The sequence below is a fragment of the Buttiauxella agrestis genome (assembly GCF_900446255.1).
GTDB classification, from domain to species: domain Bacteria; phylum Pseudomonadota; class Gammaproteobacteria; order Enterobacterales; family Enterobacteriaceae; genus Buttiauxella; species Buttiauxella agrestis.
In genome coordinates this window covers 3,442,951-3,460,701 of record NZ_UIGI01000001.1, presented here as the reverse complement: position 1 = coordinate 3,460,701, position 17,751 = coordinate 3,442,951, and the positions used below count along the sequence as shown (strand labels likewise).

Annotated in this window: 20 protein-coding genes and 1 riboswitch; of the genes, 14 read left to right on the top strand and 6 right to left on the bottom strand. The window is 51.9% G+C overall.

Annotated features, from left to right (window positions below; translation table 11 throughout):
* The first annotated feature begins 10 nt into the window (after positions 1-10).
* The 6 genes from bioB (at position 11) to DY231_RS16420 (ending at position 4,588) form a co-directional block, all read left to right on the top strand.
* Positions 11-1,051: a biotin synthase BioB gene (gene bioB, locus DY231_RS16445; RefSeq protein WP_115630022.1), complete on the top strand. Its 1,041-nt coding sequence runs from the start codon at positions 11-13 to the stop codon at positions 1,049-1,051.
* Positions 1,048-2,199 carry an 8-amino-7-oxononanoate synthase gene (gene bioF, locus DY231_RS16440; RefSeq protein ID WP_115630020.1) on the top strand — a complete coding sequence of 384 codons (1,152 nt, stop codon included), beginning with the start codon at positions 1,048-1,050 and terminating at the stop codon, positions 2,197-2,199. The genes bioB and bioF overlap by 4 nt, the downstream gene beginning before the upstream one ends.
* The gene (bioC, locus tag DY231_RS16435; protein WP_115630018.1) at positions 2,183-2,941 is read left to right on the top strand and encodes a malonyl-ACP O-methyltransferase BioC; all 759 of its coding nucleotides are present in this window, start codon (positions 2,183-2,185) and stop codon (positions 2,939-2,941) included. The genes bioF and bioC overlap by 17 nt, the downstream gene beginning before the upstream one ends.
* Complete coding sequence (gene bioD, locus DY231_RS16430) at positions 2,934-3,617, top strand: dethiobiotin synthase (RefSeq protein ID WP_115630016.1); 684 nt, start codon at positions 2,934-2,936, stop codon at positions 3,615-3,617. The genes bioC and bioD overlap by 8 nt, the downstream gene beginning before the upstream one ends.
* Before the next feature lie 171 nt (positions 3,618-3,788).
* Positions 3,789-4,052 (top strand): hypothetical protein, encoded by a 264-nt coding sequence (locus DY231_RS16425; protein WP_115630014.1) that lies wholly within the window; start codon positions 3,789-3,791, stop codon positions 4,050-4,052.
* Between the two features lie 17 nt (positions 4,053-4,069).
* On the top strand, positions 4,070-4,588 hold the full coding sequence (locus tag DY231_RS16420) for a helix-turn-helix transcriptional regulator (protein ID WP_115630012.1): 519 nt from the start codon (positions 4,070-4,072) through the stop codon (positions 4,586-4,588).
* 43 nt (positions 4,589-4,631) lie between these two features.
* Here DY231_RS16420 and DY231_RS16415 read toward each other — a convergent pair whose 3' ends face one another.
* The gene (locus DY231_RS16415; RefSeq protein ID WP_115630010.1) at positions 4,632-5,342 is read right to left on the bottom strand and encodes an ABC transporter ATP-binding protein; all 711 of its coding nucleotides are present in this window, start codon (positions 5,340-5,342) and stop codon (positions 4,632-4,634) included.
* An 815-nt stretch (positions 5,343-6,157) separates the two neighbouring features.
* Here DY231_RS16415 and uvrB point away from each other — a divergent pair.
* Positions 6,158-8,173 (top strand): excinuclease ABC subunit UvrB, encoded by a 2,016-nt coding sequence (uvrB, locus tag DY231_RS16405; RefSeq protein WP_115630006.1) that lies wholly within the window; start codon positions 6,158-6,160, stop codon positions 8,171-8,173.
* Between the two features lie 30 nt (positions 8,174-8,203).
* Here uvrB and yvcK read toward each other — a convergent pair whose 3' ends face one another.
* Entirely contained in the window at positions 8,204-9,112 is a 909-nt protein-coding gene (yvcK, locus tag DY231_RS16400) for a uridine diphosphate-N-acetylglucosamine-binding protein YvcK (protein ID WP_115630004.1), read from the bottom strand.
* A 325-nt stretch (positions 9,113-9,437) separates the two neighbouring features.
* Positions 9,438-9,569, top strand: a riboswitch (molybdenum cofactor riboswitch).
* On the opposite strand from yvcK, the gene moaA reads away from it, so the two are divergent.
* The 6 genes from moaA to DY231_RS16370 all read left to right on the top strand — a co-directional run bounded on the left by moaA (position 9,557) and on the right by DY231_RS16370 (position 13,095).
* On the top strand, positions 9,557-10,546 hold the full coding sequence (gene moaA, locus DY231_RS16395) for a GTP 3',8-cyclase MoaA (protein ID WP_034494147.1): 990 nt from the start codon (positions 9,557-9,559) through the stop codon (positions 10,544-10,546). It overlaps the preceding riboswitch by 13 nt.
* 33 nt (positions 10,547-10,579) lie before the next feature.
* On the top strand, positions 10,580-11,092 hold the full coding sequence (gene moaB / locus DY231_RS16390) for a molybdenum cofactor biosynthesis protein B (protein WP_034494150.1): 513 nt from the start codon (positions 10,580-10,582) through the stop codon (positions 11,090-11,092).
* 3 nt (positions 11,093-11,095) lie between these two features.
* On the top strand, positions 11,096-11,605 hold the full coding sequence (gene moaC / locus DY231_RS16385) for a cyclic pyranopterin monophosphate synthase MoaC (protein ID WP_115630002.1): 510 nt from the start codon (positions 11,096-11,098) through the stop codon (positions 11,603-11,605).
* Complete coding sequence (gene moaD, locus DY231_RS16380; protein WP_034494153.1) at positions 11,598-11,843, top strand: molybdopterin synthase sulfur carrier subunit; 246 nt, start codon at positions 11,598-11,600, stop codon at positions 11,841-11,843. Before moaC ends, moaD begins: the two co-directional genes overlap by 8 nt.
* 1 nt (position 11,844) lies before the next feature.
* Entirely contained in the window at positions 11,845-12,297 is a 453-nt protein-coding gene (gene moaE / locus DY231_RS16375; RefSeq protein WP_034494155.1) for a molybdopterin synthase catalytic subunit MoaE, read from the top strand.
* Between the two features lie 87 nt (positions 12,298-12,384).
* Complete coding sequence (locus DY231_RS16370; protein ID WP_115629998.1) at positions 12,385-13,095, top strand: Bax inhibitor-1/YccA family protein; 711 nt, start codon at positions 12,385-12,387, stop codon at positions 13,093-13,095.
* Positions 13,096-13,128: 33 nt separating this feature from the next.
* Here DY231_RS16370 and DY231_RS16365 read toward each other — a convergent pair whose 3' ends face one another.
* Genes DY231_RS16365 through DY231_RS16355 form a run of 3 tightly spaced genes read right to left on the bottom strand, consistent with a single transcriptional unit; the run spans position 13,129 to position 16,138 of the window.
* Positions 13,129-14,097, bottom strand: coding sequence for a lysylphosphatidylglycerol synthase domain-containing protein (locus tag DY231_RS16365; RefSeq protein ID WP_115629996.1), 969 nt, complete (start codon positions 14,095-14,097; stop codon positions 13,129-13,131).
* Entirely contained in the window at positions 14,097-15,383 is a 1,287-nt protein-coding gene (clsB, locus tag DY231_RS16360) for a cardiolipin synthase ClsB (RefSeq protein ID WP_115629994.1), read from the bottom strand. The genes DY231_RS16365 and clsB overlap by 1 nt, the downstream gene beginning before the upstream one ends.
* Positions 15,380-16,138, bottom strand: coding sequence for an endonuclease/exonuclease/phosphatase family protein (locus DY231_RS16355; protein ID WP_115629992.1), 759 nt, complete (start codon positions 16,136-16,138; stop codon positions 15,380-15,382). Before DY231_RS16355 ends, clsB begins: the two co-directional genes overlap by 4 nt.
* Before the next feature lie 132 nt (positions 16,139-16,270).
* Between DY231_RS16355 and DY231_RS16350 the strand changes: the two genes are divergently transcribed.
* Complete coding sequence (locus DY231_RS16350; protein WP_034494161.1) at positions 16,271-16,681, top strand: YbhQ family protein; 411 nt, start codon at positions 16,271-16,273, stop codon at positions 16,679-16,681.
* Here the strand turns inward: DY231_RS16350 and DY231_RS16345 are convergent.
* Complete coding sequence (locus tag DY231_RS16345; RefSeq protein WP_115629990.1) at positions 16,643-17,749, bottom strand: ABC transporter permease; 1,107 nt, start codon at positions 17,747-17,749, stop codon at positions 16,643-16,645. The genes DY231_RS16350 and DY231_RS16345 overlap by 39 nt on opposite strands.
* Positions 17,750-17,751 lie beyond the last annotated feature (2 nt).

The window sequence follows — 17,751 nt, the reverse complement described above, 5'->3', positions numbered from 1 at the left end:
GAGACGCCCAATGGCTCACCACGCACGCTGGTCAATGTCGCAGGTTACTGCTTTATTTGAAAAACCTTTCCTCGAGCTGATGTTTGAGGCCCAACAGGTGCATCGCCAGCACTTCGATCCTCGCCATGTTCAGGTCAGCACGCTGCTGTCGATTAAAACCGGCGCTTGCCCGGAAGACTGCAAATATTGCCCGCAAAGTGCGCGCTATAAAACCGGTTTGACGTCTGAACGCCTGATGGAAGTGGAGCAGGTTCTCGACTCGGCGCGTAAAGCGTTGAATGCCGGTTCGACCCGTTTTTGCATGGGTGCTGCCTGGAAAAACCCTAACGATCGCGATATGCCTTACCTCGAGCAAATGGTGCAGGGCGTGCGCGAAATGGGGCTGGAAACCTGCATGACGCTCGGCACATTAACCGGTGCGCAAGCCGAACGTTTAGCGGCGGCGGGGCTTGATTATTACAATCACAACCTTGATACCTCGCCAGAATTCTACGGCAATATTATTACCACCCGCACCTATCAGGAACGCCTTGATACGCTCGACAAAGTGCGCGGCGCGGGCATTAAAGTCTGCTCTGGCGGCATTGTCGGTTTGGGCGAAACGGTGACAGATCGCGCCGGATTATTGCTGCAACTGGCTAACTTGCCGACCCCACCAGAAAGCGTGCCCATCAACATGCTGGTGAAGGTAAAAGGCACCCCGATGGCTGAAAACGAAGATGTCGATGCATTTGATTTTATTCGCACAATCGCAGTTGCGCGCATCATGATGCCCACCTCTTTTGTGCGTCTTTCCGCCGGGCGTGAGCAGATGAGTGAGCAAACTCAGGCCATGTGTTTCATGGCGGGGGCGAACTCCATTTTCTACGGCTGCAAACTGCTGACCACGCCAAATCCGGAAGAAGACAAAGACCTGCAATTGTTCCGCAAACTGGGGCTTAATCCGCAGCAAACCACCACTCATGCGGGCGATAACGAACAGCAGCAGCAACTCACCGATCAACTGCTCAACGCGGACACGGAGACTTACTACAACGCGGCGGCTGTATGACCTGGCAGCAACGCATCGACAGCGCGCTTGAACAACGGCGCGCCAGCGGCAGCTTACGAACCCGTCAGGCTAATCAGCAAGGTAGTGGCCGTTATCTGGTGCAAGACGCCAGGCGCTATCTGAATTTTTCCAGTAATGATTATCTGGGAATAAGCCAACATGCCAGAGTCATAACCGCCTGGCAGCATGGGGCCGAAATTTACGGCGTTGGCAGCGGCGGTTCCGGGCATGTTACTGGCTATAACGAAGCCCATAAGCAATTTGAAGAACAACTGGCGGATTGGCTCGGTTATCCGCGTGCGCTGCTGTTTATTTCAGGGTTTGCGGCTAATCAGGCGGTGATTGCGGCGCTGAGTGAAAAACCAGACCGCATTCTTGCGGATAAACTCAGCCATGCGTCGCTTCTGGAAGCCGCGATGCATAGCCCGGCGCAACTACGGCGCTTTGCCCATAACGATGTCGCTTCTCTGCAAAAACTGCTTGCGCAGCCAACGGAAGGGCAGCAATTGGTGGTGACGGAAGGCGTGTTCAGCATGGATGGTGATGAAGCACCTTTGGCTGAAATTGCACAAGCTACCCGGCACGCCGGAGGCTTGTTGATGGTTGACGATGCTCATGGCGTCGGCGTAATCGGCGATGAAGGGCGGGGCAGCTGTGACCAGCAAAACGTTAAGCCCGATTTGCTAGTGGTGACATTTGGTAAGGCGTTCGGTGCCAGCGGAGCCGCTGTGTTGTGTAGTGAATCGATGGCAGATTATTTGCTGCAATTCGCTCGCCATCTTATTTACAGCACCGCCATGCCGCCCGCACAGGCATATGCGTTATCGGCGGCATTAAATGTCATTCGCGAGGATGATTCCAGGCGTTCGCAATTACACGCCAACATCGCCCGGTTTCGTGCGGGGGCAGCACGCTTGCCGCTGGAATTAAGGGTCTCGCAAACCGCCATTCAACCGCTGATTGTGGGCGAAAATCAGGCGGCGATTCAGCTTGCCGCCACTTTGCGCGAGCAGGGATTCTGGCTGACTGCGATTCGCCCTCCCACCGTGCCGCAGGGGACTGCGCGGCTGCGTATTACGCTCTCCGCCAGCCACACCTTTGAGGACATCGACAGGCTGCTGGAGGCTTTGCATGACGCGACTTGTTAACAAAGCGGCTATCGCTTCTGCATTTGGCCGTGCAGCGACCACCTACGACAGCCACGCGCAATTACAGCGTGAGAGTGGAACACTGCTCGCAAAAATGATCGAAGGGCGGGAAATCTCAACCGTGCTGGACGCCGGTTGCGGTACCGGTTGGTACAGCCGCGTATGGCGTGAAAAAGGCTGCCATGTCACGGCTCTGGATCTCTCGCCTGCAATGTTGAAACATGCCGCACTCAATGGTTGTGCTGATTGCTATCTCGAAGGAGATATCGAAGCCATAGCGCTTTCGGAAAATCAGGTTTCCCTCGCCTGGAGCAACCTTGCTGTGCAGTGGTGTAGCGACTTACGAAGTGGTTTGAGCGAGCTTTACCGCGTCACGCGTGCGGGCGGGTGTGTGGCATTTACCACCCTTGCAGCCGGTTCATTAAGTGAATTGCACACTGCCTGGCAGGCGGTGGATGAACAATCTCATGCCAACCATTTCCTGCCTTTTACGCAGATTCAGGAAGCGTGTCATGGCTGGCGGTGTTCTCTGCAAATTCATGAGATTACCCAGTATTACGACAGCGTGATAAGTGCCATGCAATCGCTGAAGGGCATTGGCGCTACGCATCTTCATGACGGGCGAAAAACCTCGTTGATGACCCGTCAACAATTGCAAAAATTAAGTCTCGCCTGGCCGCAAAAAGAGGGGCAATTCCCCCTGACCTGGCAACTCGTTTGTGGAGTTATTGAACGTGATTAAAAAATGGTTTGTCACCGGAACCGATACAGAAGTAGGCAAAACCGTCGCCAGTTGTGCATTGCTACAAGCGGCTACAGCGGCGGGTTTCCGTACCGTGGGATATAAGCCGGTCGCGTCGGGAAGCGAGATGACGGCGCAGGGCATCCGTAATAGCGATGCGCTGGCACTTCAGCGCAATAGCAGCGTTAAATTAGGCTATGAACAAGTCAATCCGTTTGCGTTTCTGGAACCCACGTCGCCGCATATTGTGAGCGCGCAGGAACAACGGCCTATCGATTTTTCGCAAATATCGGCGGGGCTTGAGGCACTTTCAACGAAGGCAGACTGGTTGCAGGTCGAGGGCGCAGGAGGGTGGTTCACACCCCTTTCAACAACCACAACTTTTGCTGACTGGGTGATACAAGAACAACTGCCGGTAATTCTGGTGGTCGGGGTGAAACTGGGCTGTATCAACCACGCCATGTTGACGGCACTGGCAATTCACAACTCCGGCTTAAAGTTCGCAGGCTGGATTGCCAACGACGTTCAGCCAACGGGCAAACGCCATCAAGAATACATCGCGACGCTGTGTGATGTTTTAAAAGCCCCGATGCTGGGTGAAATTCCTTTCTGCCCGGAAATCAATGATCAAACGGTACTGGGTGCTCACCTGAATATTTCTCTTCTTTCGGCATAGCCCGCATTTCACTCGCATATTTCTGCAACGCCCGATAAATCTTTCGGGCGCTCTTCCTGACTCAATTAATCGTATGAATTTCTTGTTGTAGAAAACCAGGGCAGGAGTAAATTGCCTCTCAATTTATGTTGTCACATGACAACTTTTCTGAGAGTATCGACTGGAGGTTCTATGACGCGACGGTTACACCCGAATAAAGATATCGAGGCAGCATTGACCTATGCCGAATGTCAGGGCTGGCAAGTGCGGCCTGGTGGTTCGCACTGTTGGGGAAAGATGTATTGCCCATGGAATGATAAAGCCTGCCGTTGCGGTGAGTTTTGTATTAGCTGCATCTGGAGCACACCGCGCAGCGCGTATAACCACGCGCGGCAAATCCGCCGTGTTGTCGATAACTGTAGTCAACAGGGCACACCACCTATCATCAGGCATTGAGTTGCAAGGAGCAGAACATGTCAGAGTTTAGTTTTACAGTGATTTTTACACTGCCAGAAAAGAGCCAGAATCCGGAGCAATGGGTTGAAGCCTTAGGTGCTCAGGGTTGTGATGACGCGCTTGTTGGCGTGGGAGTGACCGGCCGCATTGCATTGAATTTTACTCGCGAAGCGCAAGATGCAAAGCAGGCAGTGGTTTCAGCAATTAAAGACGTCAAGCGTATTATTCCAGGGGCAGCATTGGTCGAAGTGATGCCCGACCTGGTGGGGCTTACTGATATCGCTGAACTGCTGGGCTTTTCACGCCAGTATATGCGCAAAGTGATGGTAAGCCGGGATGCATTCCCTCAGCCTGTGCATGACGGTAAAACAGCCATCTGGCACCTTGAGCCTGTGCTGCGTTGGATGCGTGAAGCGGGTGTATCGAAAGTCCCTTTGCCGCTGGTGGAATTATCAGCCATCACCCGCCAATGTAATTTGCAGAGGGAACTGGCTGATGTTGATGCAAACATACAGAAACAACTGGGCCAGTTGTGACGGCAGAACTTCTGTTTTGCTCTTGCCGTCGAATGGCACACCATCATGGATCTATCCAACTGGAAACCAGTTTGTCATCCAGTAAAGCCACGTTCCCCTGGGCCACATTTCGCCCACGATGCAGCAAGCAGAAGCGGTCTGCGACACGGCGAATAAACGATAACCGTTGTTCTACCAGCAGGATAGTCAGCCCAAAGTCACGGCTTAGCCTACGGATGATATTTCCCAGATCGTTGATAAAACGCTGGCCGCTGCCAAAAGTCGGTTCATCAAGAATCAACAGTTTCGGTTCAGTCACTAGCGCCCGTGCCAGGGCTAACTGCTGCTGAAGGTAGTCAGAAAGCTCTCCGCCACGCATGTGGCGCAAGCTGTAAAGTTCAGGGAAAAGCTCGTAGATCATATTGGGTATGGCGCGTGACGGTATACGAGCAGCCAATAGTGCAATTTGAAGATTTTCCTCAACGCTTAATTGGGAAAATATGCGTCTGTCCTGCGCAACGTAGCTCATCCCCAGCGCAGCCCGGCCTTCAATGGGCTGGGTCAGTAAATCTTGCGGAGGATGGCCTGCTTCAAGCCAGGTCATACTGCCACTTTGCACCGGCAGATAACCCGTGATGCAGTTGACCAGTGTCGTTTTACCCATTCCTGGTGCGCCCAGAACGCACGTGCACTCGCCGGGCGTCAGTTCGAGATCCAGATTCCACAGCACATGGCTTTCGCCATAAAACTGGTTAACAGCACGAAGACTCAACATCGATACTCTCCTTCTGGCAAGCTGAACAACGTAGGCTACTTCAGCGATTTGAAGCATGGCGTTTATCATCTGTGCAATTCTCCTGCCATGAACCGATGTTGAAGCCAGAACAATGCAACTTTGAGAAAAGACTCATAAAAAAGGGTGAATAACGCTTCTGCTGCTACGACTTTAAAAAGAGCGTGCACTTTGTCGGTGCCTGGCTGTTAACGTGTTTGGTGCAAGTCTGTGACACTCTTTTCTCAAATGCGCAATTCGTGAGCAGGATCAAAAGAAATATCCACCTCAGAACGGGTAAAAAAAAGCCAAAAATAATATGGAAAAATATTTTTAGCCTCCCGCACAGAGATTTTAGGGTTTTTTGCGGTCTGCGCTGCAAAAGGCCTGAGAGCAGTTATCCACTATTCCTGTGGATAACCATGTGCATTAGAGTTAGAAAACTTACGGTAAGCGAGAGCGGACGCGGGTTGCGCATGAATTGGCGCGAAACCAGACTTTCTAAAATAATCTTTAAAAATTAACGAGTTGAATAAAATCAATTGCTGCAATAAAAGTGCCACAGATGTTCCTTACGCTTTTATGACACTGCTTGACAAATGTTAAAAGGCAAAAAAATCTGGGGATAACCATTTTGGTCAGCGTAAACCGCTAAGAGTTGTGTGTTTTACATGCAAACCTGGCGGTAAATCGTGTCGGTATCATAAACGTGACGGCAAGGAACTGGTTTTTCATCCAGTATCTTTTTCTGGCAAAATTTCCTGTGCCGAGTAAAATTATCCTCCGGCCCGCTCGTTTCTTCATCAGGTAGCCTCTTCATGAGTAAAGCGTTCAAATTAAATTCAGCATTCAAACCTTCAGGCGATCAGCCTGATGCCATTCGTCGCCTGAAAGAGGGGCTGGAAGACGGACTTGCGCACCAGACTTTATTAGGTGTAACCGGGTCCGGTAAAACCTTCACTGTGGCAAATGTGATTGCTGATTTACAACGCCCCACTATGGTGCTGGCTCCAAACAAAACGCTGGCGGCGCAGTTGTATGGCGAGATGAAAGAGTTCTTCCCGGATAACGCGGTGGAGTTCTTCGTTTCTTATTACGACTACTACCAACCCGAAGCCTATGTTCCAAGCTCTGATACTTTTATCGAAAAAGATTCCTCAGTGAACGAGCACATCGAGCAAATGCGCCTGTCAGCAACCAAGGCTTTGCTTGAGCGGCGTGATGTCATTGTGGTGGCGTCGGTGTCTGCGATTTACGGTCTGGGCGACCCGGATTTATATCTGAAGATGATGCTTCACCTGACCAAGGGGATGATCATCGATCAGCGTTCCATAATACGGCGCCTGACGGAGCTGCAATATACCCGCAACGACCAGGCATTCCAGCGCGGTACTTTCCGCGTGCGCGGTGAAGTGGTTGATATCTTCCCGGCCGAGTCGGACGACCTCGCATTACGCGTTGAGCTTTTCGATGAAGAAGTGGAACGGCTCTCGCTGTTTGACCCGCTGACAGGGCAAGTTGACCAGGCTATCCAGCGTTTCACTGTCTACCCTAAATCGCACTACGTCACACCGCGCGAACGTATTCTGCAAGCGATGGAAGAGATCAAAGTTGAACTGGCTGACCGCAGAAAAGTGCTGCTCGCCAACAACAAACTGCTTGAAGAGCAGCGCCTCACGCAGCGAACTCAGTTTGATTTGGAGATGATGAACGAATTGGGTTACTGCTCTGGCGTTGAAAACTACTCGCGCTTCCTTTCTGGCCGTGGGCCTGGCGAGCCGCCGCCAACGCTTTTCGATTATCTGCCAGCCGACGGCTTGCTGATTGTTGATGAATCTCACGTCACTATTCCGCAAATCGGCGGGATGTATAAAGGGGACCGTTCGCGTAAAGAAACGCTGGTGGAATATGGCTTCCGTCTGCCTTCAGCGCTTGATAACCGCCCATTGAGATTTGAAGAGTTTGAAGCACTCGCCCCGCAAACTATTTATGTTTCGGCAACGCCCAGTCATTACGAACTAGAAAAATCGGGTGGCGATGTTGTCGATCAGGTCGTCAGGCCAACCGGTTTGCTCGACCCAATCATCGAAGTTCGCCCGGTGGGGACACAGGTCGATGATCTGCTTTCTGAAATTCGTAAACGTGTCGAAATTAACGAACGCGTTTTAGTGACGACGTTAACCAAACGAATGGCCGAAGATTTGACGGAATATCTCGAAGAGCATGGCGAAAGGGTGCGCTATCTGCACTCGGACATTGATACCGTCGAGCGTATGGAAATCATTCGTGATTTGCGCCTTGGCGAGTTTGACGTGCTGGTGGGTATCAACTTGCTACGTGAAGGCCTGGATATGCCTGAAGTGTCGCTGGTGGCGATTCTGGACGCCGATAAAGAGGGCTTCCTGCGCTCCGAGCGTTCGTTGATTCAGACCATTGGCCGCGCGGCGCGTAACATCAATGGTAAAGCGATTCTGTATGGTGACAAAATCACCCCGTCGATGGCGAAAGCGATTAGCGAAACGGAGCGCCGCCGTGAGAAACAGCAGCGTTACAACGAAGAAAACGGGATTACGCCGCAAGGGCTAAATAAGAAAGTGGTGGATGTCCTCCAGCTTGGCGAAGGCATGGCGAAAACCAAAGGCCGGATGAAGAGCAAAGCGCGTAGCGTGATTGAAGATGATGAAATCATCCTGACGCCAAAAGCGTTGCAGCAGAAAATCCATCAACTCGAAGGGAAGATGCTGGAGCACGCGCAAAATCTGGAATTTGAAGAAGCCGCGCAAATTCGTGACCAGCTTCATCAGTTACGGCAATTGTTTATTGCAACCTCATAATGTAAGCGCCTTCGTTAAGAAGGCGTTTTTTTATCCGAGTTGCTGAATAGCTTTTTCAAGTGCCTGGCGAAGCAGATGCCTGTCGTGGCGATACCGAACGTCACTCGCCTCCAGTGGTTCCTGAATCACCACGCGGTCTGTAATCTCAGAGACATCTGTCTGCGGGCCAACCACCACCGCATCAACAATACGTTTACCGATTCGCTGTTCCATGACGTCCAGCGTCTGTGCAAGTGACAGGCTGGCTGCGGCGGTGCTCAATTCCTTGCCCAGATTGCCAATGAAAACGACCGGGGCCGGGGTGCGGCGTAGCGCCTGGTCCATATCCTCAAGCAAAAGTATCGGCATTAGGCTGGTGTAGAAACTGCCGGGGCCAATCAAAATCAGGTCAGCTTCTGCAATCGCTTGTACTGCTTCACGCGTGGCGTGGGCTTTCGGGTATAACGACAGCTCCTGCGGTGGCGAAGAAAGCTGGTCAATATTCACTTCACCATAAATAAAATGGCCATCTGCATCCGTTGCCATCAAATCTACCGGCTGCTCGGACATTGGAATCAGAAATGCGTCCACTTTAAGCAGGTTGCGAATAAGATTGATGGCTTCTAAAGGCCGCACGCTCAGGTGATCCAGCGCCTTTAACATCAAATTTCCGAGGTTATGACCTGAAAGTTCACCATTACCGCCAAAACGATACTCAAACATTGCTGAAGCAACGCTTTGTTCGGTAATTAATTGATTTAAACAGTTGCGCATGTCACCCCAGGCGATGCCTCCTTCAGAGCGTCGAATGCGCCCTGTAGAACCGCCGTTATCGGTGGTGGTAACAATACCGGTTAAACGGGAACCCAAAGAGGAGAGGGATGACATGACCCTGCCCAGACCGTGCCCACCGCCAAGGGCGACCACCCGGTCCAAATCCGCAAACGTGCGATTGCGCATAGCTATTCCTTATGACGAACTATCGAAATAAGGTAGCGCAAATGCAGTCAAAATACGATTCAGCTCCGGTTGTTAATGATGTATATCAAAGCAAAAGTTCACTTTTCGCGTAGTCTGTGGCGAAATTGAACGATTAGTTCGTTATGTATATACTTATATAGCGAAAGCTGTTATGGCGAATAATACCATCACGCGCTACTATCGCCGTAGTCGTTAGCATTCAAGTGGCAGGTAGGCGGCAAGGGAGTGAATCCCCTGGAGCTTACTAAAGTAAGTGACCGGGGTGAACGAGCGAAGCCAACACCCCTGCAGCTTGAATGATGACGGATATAAAACACACTAAGCCTCTGGACCTAAGTCGAAAGATACGGTGCTTTGGCCGTGACCTTGAGTCACCAGGGTGCAGTAAGAAATGACTGCATCTCCCGTATTTGGAAGGTGTACATGGCTACCCAACTTACCGATGCATTCGCGCGTAAGTTTTTTTACCTGCGTTTGTCTGTTACCGACGTTTGCAATTTCCGTTGCAACTATTGCCTGCCGGATGGCTACAAGCCTCACGGTGTGGCGAACAAAAGTTTCCTCAACGTTGATGAAATTCGCCGCGTCACGCGCGCATTTGCCGCCCTGGGTACTGAAAAAGTCCGTCTGACCGGTGGCGAACCCTCTTTGCGTAAAGATTTCACCGACATCATTGCCGCCGTACATGAAAACGCCAGTATTCGCCAGATTGCGGTGACGACTAACGGCTATCGTCTGGCGCGTGATATCCAGCAATGGCGTGACGCCGGGCTGACCGCGGTGAATGTCAGCGTCGATAGCCTTGATGCTCGCCAGTTCCACGCTATTACCGGGCAGGATAAATTCCGCCAGGTAATGGATGGCATCGACGCTGCTTTTGCCGCGGGTTTCGAGCGTGTAAAAGTGAACACCGTCCTGATGCGTGGCGTAAACCACCACGAACTCGATACCTTCCTTGCGTGGATCAAACCGCGCCCGATTCAGCTGCGTTTCATTGAACTGATGGAAACCGGCGACGGCGGCGAGCTATTCCGCAAACATCATATCTCCGGCAAAACCATCCGCGACCAGTTACTGGCGCGTGGTTGGGTTCACCAGCTACGCAGCCGCAGCGATGGCCCGGCGCAGGTCTTCTGTCACCCCGATTACGCGGGTGAAATCGGCCTTATCATGCCGTATGAAAAAGACTTCTGCGCCAGCTGCAACCGCCTGCGTGTCTCATCGGTTGGAAATCTGCATCTATGTTTATTTGGCGAACAGGGCATTTCCCTGCGTGATTTGCTGGCAAGCGACGAGCAAATTGACGAACTTGAAGCGCGCATAGCCGAAGCGTTAACGCATAAAAAACAGACCCATTTCCTGCATGACGGTGATACCGGAATCACTCAAAACCTGTCTTATATTGGCGGGTAAACCAGATAAAATCAGACCAAAAGGAAGAATTTCATGAGCCAGGTAAGCAGTGAATTTATCCCGGTACATATTGCTATTCTGACCGTTTCAAGCCGTCGCGGTGAAGAGGACGACACTTCAGGGCATTATCTGCGCGAAGCCGCCACTGAAGCGGGCCACCATGTGGTAGCCAAAGCTATCGTCAAAGAAAATCGCTACGCCATTCGCGCCCAGGTTTCCCAATGGATTGCTGATGATGAAGTGCAGGTGGTGTTGATTAACGGTGGCACGGGCTTCACTGAAGGCGACCAGACTCCCGAAGCGTTACTCCCATTGTTTGACCGGGAAATCGAAGGTTTCGGTGAAGTGTTTCGGATGCTCTCGTTTGAAGAGATCGGCACTTCTACGTTGCAATCACGTGCGCTTGCGGGAATGGCAAACAAGACACTGATTTTTGCCATGCCCGGTTCCACCAAAGCATGTCATACCGCGTGGGACAACATCATTGCGCCGCAACTGGATGCCCGCGTGCGCCCTTGCAATTTTCACCCTCATCTCAAGAAATAAACTATGTCGCAACTCACTCATATTAATGCCGCTGGCGAAGCGCACATGGTGGATGTTTCTGCCAAAGCAGAAACGGTACGCGAGGCGCGAGCAGAAGCGTTTATCACCATGGAAGCCGCTACGCTTGCCATGATTATTGAAGGCAGCCACCACAAAGGTGATGTGTTCGCCACGGCGCGTATTGCAGGTATTCAGGCGGCAAAACGCACCTGGGATTTGATTCCCCTTTGCCACCCGCTGATGCTCAGTAAAGTCGAAGTCAATTTAGCCGCCGAACCCGAGCACAACCGCGTGCGTATCGAATCTGTCTGCCGTCTGACCGGTAAAACCGGCGTGGAAATGGAAGCGCTGACTGCCGCATCGGTCGCAGCATTAACCATTTACGACATGTGCAAAGCGGTGCAGAAAGATATGGTGATTGGCCCGGTGCGTTTGCTGGCGAAAAGCGGCGGTAAGTCTGGCGACTTTAAGGTGGAAAGTAAGGCGCAGAGCGAGGTGGTTGAGCATGATTAATGTTCTGTTTTTTGCTCAGGTGCGTGAGCTGGTCGATTGTGACCGTCTGCAACTGGACGCCACTTTTAGTGATGTCGAAGAGTTGCGTGCTGAACTGGCAAACAGAAGCGAGCGCTGGGCGTTGGCGCTGGAGTCTGGCAAATTGCTGGCTGCGGTCAACCAGACGCTGGTGAGTTTTGATAGCCCACTGACTGACGGTGACGAAGTCGCTTTCTTCCCGCCTGTTACCGGAGGCTAAGATGGAAAATACCCGAATTCGTGTTAGCCACGAAAACTTCAATGTTGGCGAAGAATACCAGTGGCTTGCGCAGTGCGATGAAGACGGTGCGGTAGTGACATTTACGGGCAAAGTGCGTAATCACAACCTTGGCGACAGTGTCAGCGCCTTAACGCTTGAGCACTATCCGGGGATGACGGAAAAAGCACTGGCGGAAATTATCGAAGAAGCTCGCCAGCGCTGGCCGCTGCAACGCGTTAGCGTGATTCATCGTATCGGCGAGTTGTGGCCTGGTGACGAAATCGTTTTTGTCGGCGTGACCGGCGCGCATCGCAGTTCTGCGTTTGAATCCGCACAATTCATCATGGATTATCTGAAAACGCGTGCGCCATTCTGGAAGCGTGAAGCCACGGCTGACGGGGATCGCTGGGTCGAAGCCCGCGAAACCGATAAGCAAGCTGCGAAACGCTGGTAACAGGCACCTTCATGTAGTTGTGTTAATCTTAAGGTACAGGCCTTTGAGCCTGATATTCGGTCAACGTAATTCACTTAAGGAAGCATCATGGATCGATTCCCACGTTCCAATGACACCATCGTGCAGCAATCCCGTACCGGTTTGCAGGCATATATGGCACAAGTTTATGGCTGGATGACCTGCGGCCTGTTACTGACGGCATTTATCGCCTGGTACGCCGCAAATACGCCAGCGGTGATGGAATTTGTCTTTTCCAGCAAAATCACCTTCTTTGGGCTGATCATCGTGCAATTGGGGCTGGTGTTTGTGCTCTCTGGCATGGTGCATAAGCTCAGTGCGGGTATGGCAACCAGCCTGTTCATGCTCTATTCGGCACTGACGGGTCTGACGCTTTCCAGTATTTTTATCGTCTACACCTATTCGTCTATCGCCAGCACGTTCGTGGTTGCAGGCGGGATGTTTGGCGCGATGAGCCTGTACGGCTACACCACCAAACGCGACCTGAGCGGCTTTGGCAATATGCTGTTTATGGCGCTTATCGGTATTGTTTTAGCTTCACTGGTCAATATGTGGCTGAAAAGCACCGCGCTGATGTGGGCGGTGACGTACATCGGCGTCATCGTGTTTGTCGGTCTGACGGCCTACGACACGCAGAAGCTGAAAAACATCGGCGAGCAAATTGATACCCGCGATACACAAACCATGCGCAAGTATTCGATTCTTGGCGCATTGACGCTGTATCTCGACTTCATCAACTTGTTCTTGATGTTGCTGCGTATTTTCGGCAACCGCCGTTAACTGCGTATAACGTAAGGCGGATATCTCTCCGCCTTACGCATTCTCTCCCTGCTTCTTCTCGTTCTTCACTCGTATCTTCTTCGCCCGACTCTCAAGCCCTAAATAGCACACAATCGCCAGCAGCAGCGGGGCGATAAAATAAAGCATTCGGTAGGCAATCAGTGCCGCAATAATGGTGCCGTTGCTGACATGCTCCCCGGCAAGCAGTGCGATAAACACGGCTTCCAGCACGCCAATCCCGGCAGGGATATGCACAATCACTCCGGCGATACTGCTCACTAGCAGCACGCCCAGCACGAAGAAATAATTCACCTGCTGACCCAATAACAGCCAAATAATTGCGCCCATCACCATCCAGTTACTACTGGAAATGACGAGCTGCATCAGCGCAAATTTGAACGATGGCAACACCAGGCGCTGGCCTCTAATCGTCATATGACGGTGTTTGGCAAACGCGCAGAACCACAGATAAACCGCAATAATTGCCAGCAATACGGCACCTAAAATCCGCAGCGTGGTTTCGTCGATGTACCAGTGATCCGGTAACTGCACCACACCCACGGTAAAAATCACCCCGGCCAGCAGAATGTAACCCAGCCAGTTTGTTGAAATACTCAGTGAGAAAATGCGCGTGATTGTGGCGCTGGGTAGCCCAAGCCGTGAATAAAGCCGATAGCGCATGCCAATGCCACCCACCCAGGTACTGAGCGTAAGGTTGAATGCATAGCAGATAAACGACACTAGCATCACCTGTCGTTTTGCGAGTTTGTGCCCACAATACGAGCGCGCCAGCAGGTCGTAACAGCCGTAAATCAGATAGCTCAGGATAACCAGTCCGACCGCGCTAAACAGCGCCAGGCGGTTATAGTTGCTAATAACCTCCCAGACCTCCTGCCAGTCAACCTTTGTGGCATACACCACCAGCAATACGATAACGGCGATAAAAAATAGCCAGGTGAGGATTTTCTTTGCTTTGCGCCATTTAGGATGAGAGTGCGACATCAGTATTTCACTCCCTGGTTTTCCGTTTCAGCGTCGCTCTCAATACTGGCGGAAACCGGATTCCCCATATCAACTCTGTCCTGAGTTTCCATATGCGGCTGCGCCGGGGGCATGACTTGCGCAAGTTTGGGCGTGTGTGCAGGCAACCAGCCGACCATGGCCGGGAAGTGGCGCAAAAAGTGGAACGCCAGCACGCTTTTACCCAGATTCCACCAGGTTCGTTTTGGCAGCATTGATTCAACGACCGGATGGCAGTCTTTGGCAATCAAACTGGTCAGATTGGCACGCAGCGTGTCATTAAACGTGCGGTCGTAAATAATCAGATTCGCTTCGAGGTTTAGCGACAAACTCAGCGGGTCAAGATTACTGGAGCCGACGGTGGCCCAGTGGTCATCCATAATAGCGACTTTGCCGTGCAGCGGGCGGCGGTGGTATTCGTAGATTTTCACCCCGGAGCGCACCAGGTAGTTGTACAGCAGACGAGCACCGACTTTGACTATCGGCATATCCGGCTCGCCTTGCACGATGAGCTTCACCGAAACACCGCGCCGTGATGCGTTACGCATCGCATGTAGTAACCTGTAGCCAGGGAAGAAATACGCGTTAGCAATAATCACTTCGCGTTTGGCTTTACTGAGCATTTTCAAATAATAACGCTCAATATCATCACGATGCTGGTCGTTATCACGCCATACAAACAATGCCTGCGCTTCACCAGGGGTGAGGTTTTCTTGTGCAGGATTCCGGCGGCGTCGCCACCACTGGCGCTTGTGGTCATTCCCCGGCAAGTTAGAAATCACATACTGATAAATATCGTCCACCACCGGCCCTTCGACTTTTACCGAATAATCCTGCTTGGCTTCCGGGCCGTAATCGCTCATCTGTTCTGCGGAATAGTTAATCCCGCCGACAAACGCCACCGAACCGTCAACCACCACGATTTTTCGGTGCATACGGCGAAATAAATTAGTGCGCATCCCAAACACCAATGGGCGAGGGTCGTAATAGCGGAATAGCACCCCAGCCGTTGTCAGCTGTTCTACGAATTTGTCGCTTAAATCGGGTGAACCGTAGCCATCAAGCAGAACTTCAATGCTAACGCCGCGCTGTGCCGCATCGAGTAAGACTTTATGTAACTGCTTGCCGACATCGTCTTCAAACCAGATAAATGTCTCGAGGAGCACTTTGCTGCGCGCATGTTCAATAGCTTTGAATACCGCAGGGAAAAACTGATCACCGTTTTCAAGCAATGAAATCCGGTTCCCGTCGCGCCAGTTATTTTTCATAGATGAATCTCCACGGCGAGGGGCGCATGGTCCGAGAGATGCCGCCATTGATGCAACGGCAGGGCGGTTGGTGCGCTCGCGGAAGCGTTTTTCACATAAATTCGGTCCAGGCGCAGCAGTGGGAAGCGGGCAGGGAAAGTGCGAGCCGGACGGCCTGACGCGCGGGTAAACACCTCATCCAAACCCGTTTGCTTTAATTGCCGGTTGGCGCGTTGCTGCCAGTCATTGAAATCCCCGGCAACCACCACCGGCTCGCCTTCCGGAAGATTATTCACCAACTGACACAGCATATTGAGCTGCGCCTGACGGTGTGCATCACGCAAACCGAGATGCACGCAAATCACATGCACGCGCACATTTTTGCCCGGCACATTCATCTGGCAATGCAGCATGCCGCGCTTTTCGTGGCCTTCGACCGAGATATCACGATTTTCGAAATGATGGATAGGGAAGCGAGACAGCACCGCGTTCCCGTGATGCCCTTCGGGATAAACCGCGTTGCGGCCATAGGCAAAATCGCTCCACATCGTATCGGCGAGGAACTCGTAATGACTGGTTTCCGGCCAGTTTTCAAAACGCACCGAATGCGCTTCGTGGGCGCCCATGACCTCTTGCAAGCAGACGATATCGGCGGAAACTGCGCGCACCGCATCACGCAACTCCGGCAAAATAAAGCGCCGGTTGAGTGCGGTGAAACCTTTGTGTGTATTAATTGTGAGCACTTTAAAGGAAAAGTGCTGAGACTTGTTACCCATGCTTCTCCCGGCATTGTTAACATCCTGATGAAAATAAAGTGTAGTCTCTGTCACAAATAGGTGCCGCGTTACGGAATTTTCCGCATACTGCGGTACTCTGAAAGACAGGAAATAGCGGCCAGGAGAGAAATAATGAAATGGCAACAACGTGTACAAGTGACGACAGGCCTAAGCTGCTGGCAGATAATGCTGCATCTGGGTGTGGTCTGTGCGCTGCTCGTTGGCTGGAAAACTGCAACCCTCATACCGGTCGGCATAGGGCTATGTTTGCTGTATGCAGCAACAGTGATTTTGATGTTCGCCCTGCACCGTGTGCGTACAGGGCGGTTACGTGATATCGGTGATTTTCTTGAAGAGCTGACCACCACCTGGTATTTCGGCAACGCGATGATTGCCCTGTGGTTGTTGTCACGCGTCGTCGAAAACAAGTTTCTGCTCGTTGGTGCGGGTATTGCGATGATTGCCGGGCCGATTATTTATTCGCTGCTCGCCAAAGATAAAACCTCAGGCAATTTTGCGCCGAAACATCCAGTACGCCGCTGAACCCGTGGTGGCCGCGATAACCAATAGCGGCCACACACTTCCCCAGACAATATCAAAACTCGCGTTCTTCAAATAAATCTGCTTGGTGATATCGGTGAAATGCCGAATCGGATTTGCCCACGTCAGGTTTTGCAGCCACACCGGCATATTCTCTACGGGTGAAACATACCCCGAGAGCAAAATCGCTGGCATCATAAAGACGAACACGCCGATAAACGCCTGCTGTTGCGTTGAGCACAGCGCTGAAATCAACAAACCAAATCCCACCAGCGACAACCCGTAAATCAGCATCGTGAAGTAAAACAGCAAAAGCGAGCCGGAAAACGGAATGTGATAACCCCAGATCCCCACGCCCAGCACAATGGTTGCCTGGCCAATCGCCACAATTTGCGCAGGCACTGCTTTGCCAACAAAGATTTGCCAGGTTGCCAGCGGAGAAACCAGCAGCTGATCAAGCGTACCTTGCTCGCGTTCGCGGGCGACCGAAAGTGACGTCACAATCATCACGCCGATAGTGGTGATCATTGCAATCAATGACGGCACTACGAACCATTTGTAATCCAGATTCGGGTTATACCAGTTGCGGACCACCAGTTCGCTGTTATTCGGTTTGGGCTGCCCGGACACCAGCTCCTGCTGGTAATTCTTCACAATCTGTTGCAGGTAATTTGCGGCAATTTGCGCACTGTTTGAATTACGCCCATCGAGAATAATTTGCAGTTTGGCTTGTTGAAGGCTGGCGATATCACGTGAGAAATCGGCCGGGAAGCGAATCAGCAGCAGTGCTTTTTGGTTGTCGATGGTCGGCTGGATTTCCTGCGGGCTTTTTAGTAACAGCACATGGCTAAACGCTTTGGCGCGTGCAAAACGTTGAGTCAGCTCCACCGAGTGGCTGCCGTTATCTTCGTTATAAATCGCGATAGTGGCGTTGGTAACTTCAAGTGTGGCGGCAAACGGGAACAGCACCACCTGCAACACCACGGGCAGAATCAAAATCGCGCGGGTTTGCGGCTCGCGCAGCAGGGATTGCAGCTCTTTGCGAATTAAAGTCCAGAGTCGATAAAACATCG